At 42.9% G+C, this 15,171-nt stretch carries 16 protein-coding genes; 14 read left to right on the top strand and 2 right to left on the bottom strand.

Annotated features, from left to right (window positions below; all coding sequences use genetic code 11):
* Positions 1–60: 60 nt before the first annotated feature.
* From YK48G_RS03420 to YK48G_RS03440, 5 genes are all read left to right on the top strand, one after another.
* On the top strand, positions 61–810 hold the full coding sequence (locus YK48G_RS03420) for a hypothetical protein (RefSeq protein WP_203629310.1): 750 nt from the start codon (positions 61–63) through the stop codon (positions 808–810).
* A gap of 11 nt (positions 811–821) precedes the next feature.
* The gene (locus tag YK48G_RS03425; RefSeq protein ID WP_203629311.1) at positions 822–1,502 is read left to right on the top strand and encodes an AAA family ATPase; all 681 of its coding nucleotides are present in this window, start codon (positions 822–824) and stop codon (positions 1,500–1,502) included.
* 54 nt (positions 1,503–1,556) lie between these two features.
* Entirely contained in the window at positions 1,557–2,246 is a 690-nt protein-coding gene (locus tag YK48G_RS03430) for an aspartate/glutamate racemase family protein (RefSeq protein WP_203629312.1), read from the top strand.
* 21 nt (positions 2,247–2,267) lie between these two features.
* Positions 2,268–2,792 (top strand): hypothetical protein, encoded by a 525-nt coding sequence (locus tag YK48G_RS03435; RefSeq protein ID WP_203629313.1) that lies wholly within the window; start codon positions 2,268–2,270, stop codon positions 2,790–2,792.
* Positions 2,793–2,886: 94 nt separating this feature from the next.
* Positions 2,887–3,639: a DUF6612 family protein gene (locus YK48G_RS03440; RefSeq protein WP_203629314.1), complete on the top strand. Its 753-nt coding sequence runs from the start codon at positions 2,887–2,889 to the stop codon at positions 3,637–3,639.
* A 399-nt stretch (positions 3,640–4,038) separates the two neighbouring features.
* Here YK48G_RS03440 and YK48G_RS03445 read toward each other — a convergent pair whose 3' ends face one another.
* Positions 4,039–5,214 (bottom strand): MFS transporter, encoded by a 1,176-nt coding sequence (locus YK48G_RS03445; RefSeq protein WP_203629315.1) that lies wholly within the window; start codon positions 5,212–5,214, stop codon positions 4,039–4,041.
* Between the two features lie 526 nt (positions 5,215–5,740).
* On the opposite strand from YK48G_RS03445, the gene YK48G_RS03450 reads away from it, so the two are divergent.
* The 8 genes from YK48G_RS03450 to lplA all read left to right on the top strand — a co-directional run bounded on the left by YK48G_RS03450 (position 5,741) and on the right by lplA (position 13,441).
* Complete coding sequence (locus tag YK48G_RS03450; protein ID WP_232365268.1) at positions 5,741–6,529, top strand: PfkB family carbohydrate kinase; 789 nt, start codon at positions 5,741–5,743, stop codon at positions 6,527–6,529.
* Between the two features lie 95 nt (positions 6,530–6,624).
* Positions 6,625–7,137, top strand: coding sequence for an ECF transporter S component (locus YK48G_RS03455; RefSeq protein ID WP_203629317.1), 513 nt, complete (start codon positions 6,625–6,627; stop codon positions 7,135–7,137).
* 246 nt (positions 7,138–7,383) lie between these two features.
* Positions 7,384–8,520 (top strand): Gfo/Idh/MocA family protein, encoded by a 1,137-nt coding sequence (locus YK48G_RS03460; RefSeq protein ID WP_203629318.1) that lies wholly within the window; start codon positions 7,384–7,386, stop codon positions 8,518–8,520.
* A gap of 22 nt (positions 8,521–8,542) precedes the next feature.
* Entirely contained in the window at positions 8,543–8,962 is a 420-nt protein-coding gene (locus YK48G_RS03465; protein WP_232365269.1) for a VOC family protein, read from the top strand.
* A gap of 13 nt (positions 8,963–8,975) precedes the next feature.
* Entirely contained in the window at positions 8,976–9,443 is a 468-nt protein-coding gene (locus YK48G_RS03470; protein WP_203629319.1) for a heme-degrading domain-containing protein, read from the top strand.
* Positions 9,444–9,544: 101 nt separating this feature from the next.
* The gene (locus YK48G_RS03475; protein ID WP_203629320.1) at positions 9,545–10,870 is read left to right on the top strand and encodes a C1 family peptidase; all 1,326 of its coding nucleotides are present in this window, start codon (positions 9,545–9,547) and stop codon (positions 10,868–10,870) included.
* 203 nt (positions 10,871–11,073) lie between these two features.
* Entirely contained in the window at positions 11,074–12,123 is a 1,050-nt protein-coding gene (gene cobT / locus YK48G_RS03480; protein ID WP_203629321.1) for a nicotinate-nucleotide--dimethylbenzimidazole phosphoribosyltransferase, read from the top strand.
* 280 nt (positions 12,124–12,403) lie between these two features.
* Entirely contained in the window at positions 12,404–13,441 is a 1,038-nt protein-coding gene (gene lplA / locus YK48G_RS03485) for a lipoate--protein ligase (protein ID WP_203629322.1), read from the top strand.
* A gap of 65 nt (positions 13,442–13,506) precedes the next feature.
* Here lplA and YK48G_RS03490 read toward each other — a convergent pair whose 3' ends face one another.
* Positions 13,507–14,061 (bottom strand): hypothetical protein, encoded by a 555-nt coding sequence (locus YK48G_RS03490; protein WP_203629323.1) that lies wholly within the window; start codon positions 14,059–14,061, stop codon positions 13,507–13,509.
* A gap of 142 nt (positions 14,062–14,203) precedes the next feature.
* Here YK48G_RS03490 and YK48G_RS03495 point away from each other — a divergent pair, with 142 nt between their 5' ends.
* Positions 14,204–15,160, top strand: a complete 957-nt coding sequence (locus YK48G_RS03495) for a LacI family DNA-binding transcriptional regulator (protein ID WP_203629324.1) — start codon at positions 14,204–14,206, stop codon at positions 15,158–15,160.
* Positions 15,161–15,171 lie beyond the last annotated feature (11 nt).

A 15,171-nucleotide genomic window follows, 5' to 3' on the forward strand; every position in this document is an offset into this window, starting at 1 on the left:
ATTTTGTAACCTCATTTCACCACCCATTAGGTTGAATCGGCTACTCGAAAGGATTATCACATGATTAGAAAATTATCTGCCCTTAGCAAATTTGAAACGGAAATGGTTTTGAAAGATAAGGGGATTTTTGTATTCACCTTATTATTCCCGACGGTTTATTTTCTGGTGACGGCGTTCACGGGAAGTCGATCACTTTCGCCCGCTAATTTTGTTCAGAATGTACCAGGATTTTGGACGTACATGGTTTTGGTTGGCGTGATCAATCAAATCACTTCAGCGATTGTGACGATGCGAGAGAACAACTTCTTAAAAATGTTTACCTTTATCGCTGGTGACAAGCGGCTAATTTATTATGCCAATTTGATTCCGCAGGTCTTTGTCATTCAAGCGGAGATCTTAATTTTTGATGTAATTGCCGCAATTGTTTACCGGGCCGATTTTCGGACGTTGACATTAATGTTAATTTGCTGGTTAGCTAACTTTATCATCATTCCGATTATTGCCTTTTTTACCAGCTTAATTCTGATCGTACCAGTCAAAGTGCAAACAATGGGCGCGTTGATGACCGGATATCTTTTCTTGGGCTTGTTCTTAGCGTACGTTCAAACAAATTCGCTGGTGGTGAATACGCTAATGGCAGTGATTAATCCTGGCAGCTTCATTATTCGCGCTTATGAGCTTTTGCTGCCGGGGGCCAATAATGTTGTGGCATATCTTGGCATTCTGGCCGTGATTGCAATACTATACGCGATTGCTGGTAACGTTATTGTTACTAAAATGAGCTTAAATTCAGCAACTGCTAGGGCTTAAGGAGGGAAACAATGCAAATTACCCACTTTGATTTTACTTTACCAGATGAGCGCAAACTTTATGATGATCTCAACGCCAACTTTGCTGATCATAAGGTTAACGTGTTGTTGGGGCCAAATGGAGCAGGAAAAACAACGCTCTTAGACTTTATTTCAACCGTTGCCCCAAGGCCAGCTCAGTGTTTTACTGGCTTTCCAACTTTCAAACGGATTGCCTATCAGCTTCAAGGGGTACCGTTTTTACCCGAAGCGACGGTTTATCAAACTTTTAAATTGGTGATGGCGATCGAAAACCCTAAGAAACGGTTTGCGGTTGATGAGTTACCGACTGAATTAGCGGCACTGGCGAACACACAGTTTGGCAAACTTTCTGGTGGTCAAAAGCGATTGGTTATCATTGAGACAATTTCGCATCTAAACCGTGACCTGTATTTATTTGATGAACCAGAAAGCGGCCTTGATCCTCAAATGGCGAGACAAGTTGTTGCCAAAATTCACCAATTAACTAAACGAGGCAAGAAGGTCATTATGACAGCTCATCAATTTCAAAACATTAATAGTGATGACTATCAGCTGCACTTTTTAGAGAAGGGCAAGATTCGCTTCACGGGCACACCCACTGACTTCCTTAAGGCTCAGCAAACCGATGATTTGGTTGAGGCGTATATTAAACAGGCTAAGTTTGTGTCATAATAATGATTAGAAGTGGTCGAGTTATTTCGTTTGATTAAGATTGGAGGCTTTTGAATGATTAAATTGGGGATTGTGGGTGGTACCGGCCCTGAATCGACAATGGTGTACTATCAAAAGTTGAATTATGGCTATCAAAATAAGCGCCAGCGTCATGACGTTTTTCCTTCAATGACAATTGAGAGTATTAATATATATGAGATGCTTAATAGAATTGCACGAAAAGATTGGCAGGGAACCGTTGATTTACTCAATGGTGCGATTGAGAATCTTAAGAATGCTGGCGCTAGTTTGGCAACCCTATCCGCAATCACACCCCATATTGTTTTCCGTCAACTTCATGAGGTGTCGCCGCTACCTTTAGTGAATATGCTCGAATTGACTGCTAATTATTGTGTTGCCAATCATTACAAACACCCACTTCTTTTAGGGACGCGGTTTACGATGGATCATGATTTCTTCGTGACGACGCTTCAGCAGGCTGGAATTGAGGTTAGTTTACCAACTACTCAAGGGCGTGAGTTTGTGGGCAATAAAATAATGTCTGAACTTGAAAAGGGTTTATTTAAAGACGACACCAAACAAGCCTTTATTAAGTTGATTAATCAGTTCGATCAAATCGATAGTGTCATTTTGGGATGTACCGAATTGCCCATCCTCATTAAGCAAAGTGAGGTTGCCCTGCCGATGATCGATCCAATGCAAATCCATATTGATTACCTCATTAACCAAATGACCACTAAATAACAGCGAACAAAGGAGCTTACCGTGTTATCCAATCTCAAATTACATCGCTCGACGTACATATTTTTACTGGTTTGGACGCTTTTTTCAATCACTTTTTGTGTCGTGACGTATAAAATGCAGCCACTGACGGTGACGTTTATTAAAAATGACGATCGGATTTTGCAGGGGTTATTGCGAGGCGTTATTTTACTAGCGGTTTACGTGGCCTTTTCCTTTATTCCTTATCGTTTCGCCATCTTAATTCCTAATCTAGCTTATTTTGGCCTGTTAGTTGCTTGGATTTGGCAATTAATTTTTGTGGTGCTTGGCAGTGGCGTAGTGGGAATTGCGGCCGATGCGGTTTTCGTCTTGGTATACGGTTTGTTGGTTTACTGTGCGACGGTGACGGCTTTTCAGATTATTGAGCGGGTTCGGAGAAATCAAAGTGCCTACTACTTTCATAAGTGGCTAATGACAACCAAGCGGGTCTTAGTTGCCCACTGGTTACCGTTAGTTGTCCTGGTTTGCGCCTACGCGTTTTTGTGGGCAACGGTTAGTCCGCGATAATAATGAATTCTTTTCAAAGAAAAATGCCTTCCGGAGTCGAAGGCATTTTTTAGTGCTACCATATATTTAATTAATCATTTTCGGAGGGTTCATGATGAAAAGACTTGTAATGATCAGCGTAGCGGCTTTAAGTTTAATAATGGTCGGGTGCAGCTCCCAAAAAGCGAACAGTCAGCCAGGTGCTGCTGAGGTTGCCCAAAAGGCTGCGCAAAAAGTGACAACCATTAAGAGCGGGGAGGCTAATTTGGTCATCAAAACGCGACAGAAAAGTAAAGTCACAACGGGGCTAGTCAGTGGTCGATTCCATTTGGATCCAATGATTATGAAAGTAACGGTTGGTAACGGCAGCAAATTAGTCGATCATTACTATTTTGACCAAAACGAAATGTACATGAAATCCGAAAACCGCTGGTATAAGGGGAAGGTTAGCCAATCTAGTCAATTGACTAAGCAACTCAAGCGCCAGTTGACAGCGTCAGAGAATGCGAATATTCTCAAGCAGCTCAAGGATGAGTTGAAATTAAAGCGGTCAAAGACAACGGCTACTCTTTCATTTAAAGGGACTAACCCGATTGGCGTTAAAGCAGCCAAGCAAATTATCGTGTCAGAAGCTGGTAGTCAGGCAAAAAAGGCGCTTAAGCATGTTCGGATCACTCATTTTGATTATCAATATACTCTCGATAAGCAAACGTACCTGCCCAAAAAGGTTGTAATCTCAATGAAGTATCGTAACAGCCAGACCAAAAAGGCCATTAACGAAAAGGTGGTTGGTACCTATAAAAAGCTTAATCACGTCAAAAAATTCACCGTTCCAGAAAAGATCAAAAAGAACGTTGTCGCTTTTTAACGTGGGCATCATTAACGTCACATTAGGGCTGGTTTTGGCGGATGAATACAATGAGGCGACAGCCAAGCAGTCGTTTACAGTGCAATGTTGGCCCAATAGAGCGCCAACGCTCATCGAAATAACGTTAGATGCTATCAATACCAGATAAACGAGTGATTTAAATCGGCTGGAGTGGGGTTCAAGTTCAGTCGTCCGCCACAAAAGGCGGGCAACACTTGATTTTCACCCACAATTGCAACTTAGATCGCCACTCACATTTAGATTAAAGCTATAATAAACGGCTGAATCTGGCCATTTAACAGAAACCGCCAACCATTCCAGAACTGGAGATGATTGGCGGTTTCTGTTAAATCCTGGGATCAAGACACCTTTTACCCCAGTCGCTTGATTGTGAGTGACTTATTGCTGCCACTCAAATGCTTTTCGAGTGCCAACTAAAATAACGAGGACGGCAATTCCGATTAAGCCAAACGCCACTGAGAAGCTATTGACTTGAATCAGCCAACCTACCAGCGGAAAGGTGATGATCATTGTCAGTGAAAACAAGACATTCGCAACACTTAGCAAGGTTGCCCGCTGTTGAGAAGCAATCATCGTATTGTAGTAGTTACTAAAAATTGGCGTGATTAAGGCAGCCAATAATTGAGAAATTAAAAACAAACTAATTAATAGCGGCTGCCAGTTGACCCAGCTTAGTAGCAGCAACGCGACTAAGCTGCAACTAAGGCCAAATATCAAAAGACGCTTGGAAAAGGCTGCTTGGATTTTAGGGGTTAACCGAATTCCAGCAATGTTGACTAAGGCAGATAGAATCATTAAGGACGAAATCATCCAGCCAGAAAAGCGATTCGCTTCCATCAATGATTGAAAGTAGTAATAATAAGTAGTACAAATGGCGCCAAATAAGGCGTCAAACAGCATTAAATCTCTGAGTTGATGATTGTCCTTTAGCACGTGGTAGGCACTCACCGTGATTGATTTAATTGTTTGAGGCTGAGCGGTATCGGTTGGTTGTTTGACCCGTGGTTCCTTGAAAAGAATCACGGTTACAATGCCAAAAATGCCAACTAAAATGGCAATGACATAAGTTAATTCAAAATGCCAATGGACTAAGAAGCCAGCGATGACAACGCCGGCAGTATCTGCAAATTCAATGATGATGTCAACATTACTAGCAACTTTGGGGTAATGATTGACTAGGTTCGTTGTTATGAGTGAATCGTATAACAACGCGTCAATGGTGCCAGACTGCAGGTTATACGATAAGGCACTTAGGACAAATCCCAGGGCAAACAGCCAAAAGCTTTGGCCGAACAAGATGATTAAAGCCGACACGATGGCGGCTATTCGGCCCCAGAAGAGGTCAAAACGATATGAAAAACGATCGGCTAAAACGCCGGATGGGACTTCGAAAATGAAACTGGCTACGTGAAAGATACTCTCACAAAGGCCAATTTCAACTAAATTCAATCCCTTGGTTTGCAAGTACATCACCCACAGACCGGTGATCCCAAACCAAGAGAAGAAGCTATAGGCATACCCTTTGGCAATATTAGCCGGATAGGTAGTTTTCATTTAAATGCACTCCAGTTTCTATTTTGACAAAAGAACGGACAACTGAAGTGCTGCGATCTCTACGATGCTATGTTGCAAGCTTATCCAGGCGAGCATCGAAATCCCTCCCATATTAAAGATGATTAAAAGTAACTGGATTTAAGCAGTTGGCATGCGAAGCACAAGTCTTTGTCAGCGGAAATTTCTGAATTTGGAATTTTTACTGGTAGTGCTTAAAGGCGGGTTCCTACATGGCCTTATGCTACTAAAATACGTTAGTTAAAAGTTTACCTTTTAATTTAATTCCAATCAAGTAAGAAACAACTCATTTTAACGAAATGGGTTACCTAGCACTTGCGGACTTGTTTGGACTTGGTATACTTAATTTACGTTAAATTAGAAAATTAAGGTGACTATGTGTGGGTGATTAAATTTTATCGGCAAATGAAGTACAATAGTTGATAATAGTTTCTATGAAGGAGCGATGATTATTTTTGAGTCAAAAGTACTTATAGCGGAAGACTTTTCGGCAGTTGGGCGGCTATCGATGAGCGCAGCCGTTGCGACGTTTGCAGCGTTTGGCATCCAGACGGCGGCTGTTCCAACTGAACTTTTGTCTACACAGACGGAAGGGTTTGGAAAACCAGCGACACTTCAACTAACGGATTGGCTGCCCACTGCATTTGCCCACTGGCGGCAAATTGATGATTTGACTATCAGTTCCGCGGTGATTGGCTACATTGGTCAGACAAAGGCCTGCCGACAGTTGCAGACAGAGTTGGCCCACTTATCACTGCGGCACATATTAGTTGACCCGGTGATGGGCGATCGTGGCAAAATGTATGCGGGGTTTGATGCCGGCTATCTCAATGCAATCAAGCAATTGGTGAAGATAGCGACGGTGATTACGCCCAACGCCTTCGAACTTGGCCTTTTGAGCGGCATCCCTTTAACGGATCAATCGGTGGACGAACAACTCATTGCAGCAATCAAGAAATGCGAAACGTCGGCACGCGTTATCGTTACTGGAATAAAGCGTGATGGTGGAATTGGCAGCTGCTTTTTAGCTGGTGGCAAGCTTATCTGGATTAGCTCGCCTTTAATTCCCGGTCATTTTTATGGTACGGGTGATTTATTTGCGGCGTTGCTTTGCGGTTATCTTAATTTCGAAATGAATTTTGAAGCGGCCGTCAAACGCGCGGTGTTCGGGACGTACGAGGCGGTTGCCCGAACCAGCCATGCTTCAAAAGATCAGTGGAAATACGGGTTGGATTTAACCAAAACCCTGTATGATGTATCCCGATTTACCCTTGGGCAGAAGCGAGAAGAAGTTTAAGATAAAGCGGCGTTAAATAGTTCGCTGGTAAGCTTGATGGTGCAAGCAGTTATTTGGGGTTCAGATACATATCAATATTATTGGAGGTTTTTAGCATGGATCGAAAAAGTGTTGGCGGCAAGGTTAGCAACGATATATTTAAAGTGGTTTTAACCGCGATGTTTATTGCCGTTACGGTGGCCATTAGCCGGTTCTTCATTATCCCAGTGCCAATGACTCACGGCAATGTTAATTTGTGTGATGCTGGTATTTTTATTAGCGCCTTACTTTTGGGACCAAGAATTGGTGGCGTTGTTGGTGGTGCCAGTGGGTTCTTACTAGATTTGATTTCCGGGTACGGCCAGTACATGTGGTTCTCACTGATTGTCCACGGTGCCGAAGGGTTCATTGTTGGGATGATTGCTGGTAAGAATCAGGATAAGAAGTGGACTAAATTGATTGCGGTTGCGGTTGGAATTGTGATAATGGTAGCGGGCTACTTCGTGGCTGATTCGTTCCTATACACAATGTACGCAGGCTTTGTTGGCATTGGAACTAATTTGATTCAAGGACTGGTTGGGGCGGTGATCGCTTATTTGGTAACGCCCAAGCTACGGAAACGGATTTAAATTAAATAAAAGATTGAAAGCAGTCTATCTCGCAAAGGAGGTAGGCTGCTTTTTTTGAGCGGAAGACATCTTTAAGGAATATGTTTTTTGATTAGTTGCTTCATAAAACTAACTAGCGTATAATATCGACAAACGTTTGAAACCGCTCTCAACAATTGGCGGCGTTATTTTCACTATGTTGGAGTAGTTGTGCAAAGCAGAAGGGTGTGTAAGCACGTTGCTCCGCTCACTAGGAGGGAATATTTGATGGAAATTGAACCGTTGAACGTCGCGATTATCGGCTGCGGCGTGATTAGTGATATTTATATTCAATCATTACAAGATAAGTTTAAAATCGTTAATCCGGTGGCCTGCTACGACCGGAACGCCGACAAGATGAATGCTCAGGCTGAAAAATATCACCTCAAAGCATTAAGTTATGAAGATATTCTGGCCGATAGCAGTATCAAAATGGTTATTAATCTGACTAATCCCGCAGCCCATTATGCAGTTACCAAGCAGGCATTAGAAGCCAATAAGCACGTTTTTTCTGAAAAAATGATTGCCGTTGAGCTTGAGGAGGGACAAGAACTTTGTCGGCTGGCCAAACAACATCATGTTCGATTAGGGGTGGCACCAGATACATTTCTTGGCGCTGGGATTCAAACAGCTAAATACATTGTGGACAAAGGCTTAATCGGAACGCCGTTATCAGCAGTTGTGTCATTGAACCGAGACTTTGACGTTTACGCAGATATTTTCCCACATATGAATAAAAGAGGTGGCACCCTGCCGTTTGATACCGGTTGTTATTACATGACTGCACTGGCAAGTATTCTTGGACCAGCTAAACGAGTCACCAGTTTTGGCCGGCGTTTTCGCCCGGAGCGAATTGGTAAACGGGTGGACAAACCCTGGTTTGGTGAGAAGTCTGAAGTTGAAGACGATAACATCATGGCTGCTGCCGTTGAATACGTGAATGGCACTTTAGTAACGGTTCACTTCAATTCGGAAAATATTTTAACTGAAGTGCCGCAGTTAGATATTTATGGAACGGATGGCATCTTAAACATGGGTGATCCAAATAATTTTGACTCACTCAATTATCTGCAAAAATCGCAAAATGAAAAAACGGCATTTCCATTTACCCACGGATACCGAGAAAACTCTCGCGGCCTTGGTGCTGCCGAAATGGCTTGGTCAATTATGAAAAACCGGCCGCACCGAGCCAGCATGGAAATGGCTTATCACGTATTTGAGTTAATTCATGGAATGTATCTAAGTGCCAAATCGGGACAAATTTACGATTTGAAGTCAACGTTTGATCAACCGGCCACATTGCCAACCGGCTACGTCGATCGCGGCTTCTGGGGGCCGACTCAGGAAAGTTCGTTAGTTTATTAATTTAATATTTGAGGAGATTTTTATGATGACAATTAAAAGAATTGCTCACGCATCATTTAAAGTAGCGGATATGGACAAAGCGGTTGCATACTATTGCGACGGCTTAGGCTTTAAGGATAAGTTTGAACTAAAGGACGAAAATGGTAACCCTTGGATCAAGTACCTTGAGATTACGCCGGGTCAATTCCTGGAACTTTTCTATGACACTGATCAGCAAGAAAAGGCAACTCACGGGTATGATTTAGACGGATTCTTACATATCAGCCTTGAAGTTGATGACATCCAGCAAACAAAGCGAGATTTAGAAGCGAAGGGGTTAGCAATTGATAGTGAGATTAAGTATGGGCCTGATTATTCATATCAACTTTGGAGTTCTGATCCTGATGGTAACCAAATTGAGTTTATGCAGTACACTGACAAGTCATTGCAATTGAAAAAATAGTGGAGGTTAAACAATGCAAATGCCAACGATTGAAGAAGTTACGCAAGAAGAACGAACACTTCAATTTACAAAATTTGATAATCAAACCGCACTTGAATTAGGCTACCAACTTGTGCAGTTAGCTCAAAATCGGCGTGCAGCGGTTACCATTGATATAACGCGTAATCGCCAACAGCTCTTTCACGCGGCTTTGCCAGGGACGGCGATTGATAATGATGAGTGGTTGAAGCGCAAAATCAATACGGTGTACCAGTTTGGAGTCAGTAGCCTGCATAAACAATTAGAGATGGAAGAACAGGGACGAACGATTGAAGAAGCTAGTTTGGTCAATAAGTTCCAGTTTGCTGCTGCCGGCGGTTGTTTCCCGGTTATCCTAAAAGGCACCGGCTTGATTGGCACCATTGCCGTTTCGGGGATGGCTTCCGAGGAAGATCACCAATTGATTGTGGATTGTCTGACTGATTTTTTGAAACTTGCTTAATTAATGAAAAGCTGGACGTTTACTGTCATCCAAACTAAAATTGTTTCCTGCCCTAAAAAGCATTAAACTATGATTAATATACGTGAAAAGGGATGTTGTAAATGAGCAATCCAAATACGGCTTTAAGTAAGGATGACTTGGCCCAACTTCATGAAGCATTTAAACAAGCACCACAAAGCGATTTGTTGAGTCGGGTAGTCACCCAAAATGGGATTAATCAGGCAGCTCAAGACCCAGAAGCGGCGGTTCGACTCAATCCAGTCTTTTCAGTGGACCTCCAAACTGGTTCCGTGACGAATCAGAAACAAAGTGGCCGCTGTTGGTTATTTTCATTGGTGAATACCCTGCGTCACGGCTTTGCCAAGAAGTATCAAGTAAAGGATTTTAACCTCTCACAAAAATATCTATTTTTCTGGGACAAAATTGAAGAAGCTAACATCTTTTATGATCATATTCTCGCGACCGCTGGACGGCCAGCCGATGATCGTGAAGTGGCTTTTTATTTAAGCTTACCAGGTGGCGATGGCGGCCAGTGGGCCATGGCGGCCGCCCTCGTTCAAAAGTACGGGGTGATGCCGGCTAGCCAGTACCCTGAGACGACTAATGTTGAAAATACTGGCGCCTTTGATGCGGTGATGAACCGAAAACTGCGGCTTGATGGCATGAAGTTGCGGGACATGGTCGCGGCCAATAAAGATGACGATGATATTAAATCAGCTAGAAACCAAATGATCGAAGAAGTCTATCGCATCACAGCTTATTCGTTTGGCGAACCCCCAACCACTGTTGATTTTGAATATCAAGATGACAACCAAAAGTATCATCGAATTTCTGGATTAACCCCGCAGGAATTTTACGATCAGTACTTTGGGGTTGATTTAGATGATTACGTGGTCGCAACCAATTCGCCGGATAAGGCACTCAATAAGCTGTATTCACTGCCAAGTGAAGATAACGTCGTCGGCGGCAAACAAATTGAATTCTTGAACTTGCCGATGACTGCACTAAAACAGGGCGCCATCGCGCAACTCAAAGACGGCGAAACGGTTTGGTTTGGTAACGATGTGTTGGAACAAATGGACCGCAAAAGTGGTTATTTGGATAGCCATCTGTATCGTTATTCTGAGTTATTTGCCACGGATTTGGCAATGAGCAAGGCTAAACGGTTAGAATATCATCAAGCCGAAGTTTCACACGCGATGACCTTAGCCGGCGTTGATTTAGTTGACGACCAACCGACTAAATGGAAGGTTGAAAACTCATGGGGCGACAAAAACGGCACGAAGGGTTACTTCACGATGAGCGATGATTGGATGGATGACTATGTTTACGAAGTGGTTGTTCACAAGAAGTATCTCAGCGAAGATCAACAAGCAATACTCAGACAAGCGCCAATTGAATTGCCGGCATGGGATTCGCTGGCTTAGTGAACATTAGCAGAATGGCTTGAAATCAAAGTGTTGGTGGGATAACTGCCAGCACTTTTAGCATTTTTTGACTTGATGGTTTAAAAAATGAAACATTATTGTCAACTTTACCGCTGATGTCAGATTGTGATTGTAATCGGTTTCTATGCCCGTTAAACTAGCCATAGATTATCAAACTTACTAAGTAAAGAAGGAAACGAGCTATGCAAAAACCATTTGATCAGTTAACACTGCATTCTATTTCACAAACTGCCCAAGAGCAGATGCAAGCCAAGTTGGATAATTTGTCCAAACCAATCAAGGGATTGGGGCAATTGGAACGACTGGCCGATAAATTGGCGGGCATTCAGGGAACAACTGATTTGAAAACCACCAAACGCACCTGTTTAGTATATGTCGCCGATCATGGGATTGTTACCGAAGCGGTGTCAGCGACTTCTGAGCCGATTTCAAACGTGCTATCAGAAAACGTTGCGGAAGGCCATGCCTGTGTGAATGCCTTGGCGATGCGCAATAATTGTTCGGTTAAAGTTATTGACGTTGGGTTGGCGGGGGACTATCAGACGACCAAAATGGTTAATCGCAAAATTCAGCGGGGAACGCATAATATGTTAACTGAGGACGCGATGAGCCGAGAAGATGCCTTAAAGGCGATTCAAATCGGTTATGAGACTGGTCAACAGGCGATCAAAGCCGGTAATGACCTGATCTTGTTAGGTGAGGTGGGGCTTGGCAATACGACGGCTTGTTCGGCAATTGTCGCAACGATGTTGTCACTATCAGTTGACGAGGTTGCTGATAAGGGCTCTGACATTTCCACCAAACAGTTTGAACATAAAAAGCAGGTTATTAAGGACATCTTGGCGGCCCGACAGCCAGATAAAACCGATCCACTGGGTGTCTTAAGTCAAGTTGGTGGTTTTGAAATTGGCGCAACGGTTGGAACGATAATTGCCGGGGCAGAAGCTGGTGTTCCAGTTATTATGGACGGCTTTATTTCAGACGCTGCCGCCGTATTAGTTGAAGCATTTTATCCAGGAATCACTGCCCACTTAATTGCATCTCATTTATCGGGTGAAAAGGGTGCACAGCAGGTATTGAATTATTTGGGGCTAAGACCACTCTTACAGCTGGGCATGGCAGTCGGTGAAGGCTCGGGTGCAGTAGTTGCTTTGGCTTTAATTGATGATATCCAATCGGTTTTGATTAACATGAACACGTTGCAGGATTTGAACTTTGAGTATGAGAATTAAGTTGGCATTGTTATGGCTAATATTGGGCAATGATTATTCAACTGACTTTTGCGATTAACATTGGGCTATACGGCCTCGCAATGTTGCTGCTAAAACGGTTTGTTGTTCGCCCGACGCACTAGGCCTGAGGGAACTCCCCTTAAAACGTCATGCTCTGGATAGATGCCCCAATCAGTTAGGAATGATCCATAATTTGCGCAACCTTATGTACTTTCGCCGACTTTCGTTCTATCATGATGGTAGCGATTTCAGATTAAGCAAATTGAAAGAAGGTAAAGTTATGTTCTTTATCGATACGTCAAGGAACGGTCAACCAGTTTATGACCCAATTGTGAATCAATCGTTAGATAATTATTTAGTTAATGATCTCAAATTGCCGGGTCATGGTCTGATTATGTACGTTAACCAGCCAGCCGTTATTATTGGGGTTAATCAGAATGCTTACGCGGAAGTCAATCTACCTTACTTGAAAGATCACAATATCAAGTTAGTTCGGCGAACTTCTGGTGGTGGGGCTGTTTATCACGACTTTGGCAACATTATTTTTGAAAACATTGTGATTAACGATGATCAGCACTTTGGCGATTTTAAGTACTTTGCCCAACCCATTATCGACGCGCTTCATGATATGGGGGCAAAGGATGCGCAAATGCGTGGCCGCAATGATATGGTCATTGGCGACCAAAAGTTCTCTGGGATGACCATGTTTAAAGTCGGCCAATCTTATGCGGCCGGCGGAACATTAATGTTTGACCTGGATATGGACGTTGCCACAAAGGTTCTGACACCGGAAAAAGATAAGTTGGCTTCAAAAGGAGTTAAATCCGTCCATAGCCGAGTTACCAACGTTAAGCCTTATTTATTGCCAGAATATCAAAACTTAGACATCGAAGGCTTTAAGCAACAGCTGCTGCTGCGACTATTCAATGTTAAGTCAATGGCCGATATTAAGACTTACCACTTAAACGATCACGACTGGTCGATTATTGATGAACGGCTAAAGGGAAAATACGATACGGATGAATGGAACTATGGCAAGAACCCTGGCTTTGACTATTACGTTTCTAAACACTACGATATTGGAACGGTTAGTTTTAATTTTTCGTTGAAAGCTAATCGAATCGCCGAGATTAAAGTTTATGGTGATTTTATCACTGGTGGCAACGTTAATGTGATCGAAAATGTGTTGCGAGGCGTTGATTTTAACAAAGCTGCCTTGACTGATGCACTAAATCAGGTTGATATCAAAGGCAACCTAGGTAATATTGCGCCAGAAACGTTGGCAGATTTACTGCTGGAGAAAACCAAGATCAGCTAACAGTACAGTAAAAAGGCGATCATTCAATCGGGGTGCAATTGGGTGGTCGCCTTTTTAATAAACGATTAATTAGCTGGTGTGACTAAGACTTGTTTGGCGGGATCATCATCTAAATTACGGACGACTTGGTAGCCGCTTACTTTGAGGTTAGCGGCTTTGTAAGTCCCAGATACTTGATTCTTGACGGAAACCGTTTGGTCCATTGGAATGTCTGACAGCTTTCCCTTCATATAAATCACCGGTCGATCGTTTGAGTTGTTTTTGAAGGAATACTTGAGGGTTCCTTGTTTGTTCAAATCATTAGCTTTTTTAGCGGCGCTATACGATTTGTAGATCTTGTTAACGCTATAGATTGTAACGGTGTGGTTGCGTTGATTAAATTTGTAGGCATCGATGCCCGACTGGCTCTTATAATTGATAGTACCATTCATATACCAAAGGTTATTGCTGGCAACCAATGCCTCTTTGGCTGACTTGTTTTTTGTCGGGTTTTGCATACTGGCTTTACTACTATTGTTGGTAGCAGTGCCCTTCTTTGCGGATTGACCGCAGCCGACTAAAAAAAGGCTTAGGGTCGTAATAATTGCCAGAATGGCGGCTAATGACTTGTTCTTTTTCATATTCGTTATCACCTCATATGATGAAATTATCACACAATACTTGCAAAATCTAGTCGTATGGCTGAATATTAATAAAAGATACAAAGTTTTAATCCGAGTGAAATTTAAGCGGAGCGTATCCGCAGATAAGGGGTAAAAAACGATGGTGACCATTCGCGATATTGCCAAAAAGATGGGCTTGTCAATTTCTACTGTATCTCGAGCATTAAACGATAATCAACGAATTAGCGTGCGGACTCGCCGACAAGTAAAAGAAGTGGCTGATCAGCTGGGTTATCAGCCAAACTATAACGCTAGAAACTTGACTAACCAGGAAGCCAATTCGGTTGGCGTCATTTTTCCCGTTAATAATCGCGTCGTGGATAATATCTTTTATGTGGGCCTGCTGCGCGGGATTAATCAGCAATTGAATGCTCGAAATTACGTTTTGGCCGTCGCCGTTGGTGAATCCGCTGATCAAGTATTGGAAAACGTTAAATCAATGATTAATCGGGCACAGATTAAGCGATTTATTCTTTTATATTCTCATGCTGAAGACCCGATTATTGAGTTGTTAAAAGCCGCTTCGGTTGATTTTGTGACAATTGGGAAACCGGCGGCTGGTCAAAAGTGGCCCTACGTCGATAATGACAACGTCAATGCTGGTGCGGCGGCTACACGATATCTAATGAACCAGTATGGGGTTAAGCAGCCGGTATTTGTTGAGTCAACCAATGGCTGGCCTTATGAAGTCGATCGCAAGGCGGGATACCTGAAAGAAATGGCATTAGCCGACAAGCGGCCGATTGTCTTTTCGATCCCTGATGATGACGACGGCACATTGACTGATGCACTGATTAAAGCCCATCCTCAAATGGACGGAGTGGTTGCCATTGATGACTACACGGGCTTGAAGGTTTACCATCGTTTTAGGCAGCTACGACCCAAACAGAAAATTGAAGTAATTGGCTATAACAAATCACTACCAGATGAACTTGTCGACCAACATTTTCATTCAGTTGATTTGAATCCCCATGAAATGGGTCAGTCGGCGGTTCAGCTGCTGTTTCAAATGCAGACAGATCGCAAACAGTATACGATCGTTGACTATACCCTCTAATTAATTTTAGC

The organism is Lentilactobacillus fungorum, from assembly GCF_016860605.1.
GTDB lineage: Bacteria > Bacillota > Bacilli > Lactobacillales > Lactobacillaceae > Lentilactobacillus > Lentilactobacillus fungorum.

Excerpts from the sequence above, each read along its gene's own strand:
- YK48G_RS03420 (WP_203629310.1), top strand. The coding sequence starts at position 61 with ATGATTAGAAAATTATCTGCCCTTAGCAAATTTGAAACGGAAATGGTT.
- YK48G_RS03425 (WP_203629311.1), top strand. The coding sequence starts at position 822 with ATGCAAATTACCCACTTTGATTTTACTTTACCAGATGAGCGCAAACTT.
- YK48G_RS03430 (WP_203629312.1), top strand. The coding sequence starts at position 1,557 with ATGATTAAATTGGGGATTGTGGGTGGTACCGGCCCTGAATCGACAATG.
- YK48G_RS03440 (WP_203629314.1), top strand. The coding sequence starts at position 2,887 with ATGAAAAGACTTGTAATGATCAGCGTAGCGGCTTTAAGTTTAATAATG.
- YK48G_RS03445 (WP_203629315.1), bottom strand. The coding sequence starts at position 5,214 with ATGAAAACTACCTATCCGGCTAATATTGCCAAAGGGTATGCCTATAGC.
- YK48G_RS03450 (WP_232365268.1), top strand. The coding sequence starts at position 5,741 with ATGAGCGCAGCCGTTGCGACGTTTGCAGCGTTTGGCATCCAGACGGCG.
- YK48G_RS03455 (WP_203629317.1), top strand. The coding sequence starts at position 6,625 with ATGGATCGAAAAAGTGTTGGCGGCAAGGTTAGCAACGATATATTTAAA.
- YK48G_RS03460 (WP_203629318.1), top strand. The coding sequence starts at position 7,384 with ATGGAAATTGAACCGTTGAACGTCGCGATTATCGGCTGCGGCGTGATT.
- YK48G_RS03465 (WP_232365269.1), top strand. The coding sequence starts at position 8,543 with ATGATGACAATTAAAAGAATTGCTCACGCATCATTTAAAGTAGCGGAT.
- YK48G_RS03470 (WP_203629319.1), top strand. The coding sequence starts at position 8,976 with ATGCAAATGCCAACGATTGAAGAAGTTACGCAAGAAGAACGAACACTT.
- YK48G_RS03475 (WP_203629320.1), top strand. The coding sequence starts at position 9,545 with ATGAGCAATCCAAATACGGCTTTAAGTAAGGATGACTTGGCCCAACTT.
- cobT (WP_203629321.1), top strand. The coding sequence starts at position 11,074 with ATGCAAAAACCATTTGATCAGTTAACACTGCATTCTATTTCACAAACT.
- lplA (WP_203629322.1), top strand. The coding sequence starts at position 12,404 with ATGTTCTTTATCGATACGTCAAGGAACGGTCAACCAGTTTATGACCCA.
- YK48G_RS03490 (WP_203629323.1), bottom strand. The coding sequence starts at position 14,061 with ATGAAAAAGAACAAGTCATTAGCCGCCATTCTGGCAATTATTACGACC.
- YK48G_RS03495 (WP_203629324.1), top strand. The coding sequence starts at position 14,204 with ATGGTGACCATTCGCGATATTGCCAAAAAGATGGGCTTGTCAATTTCT.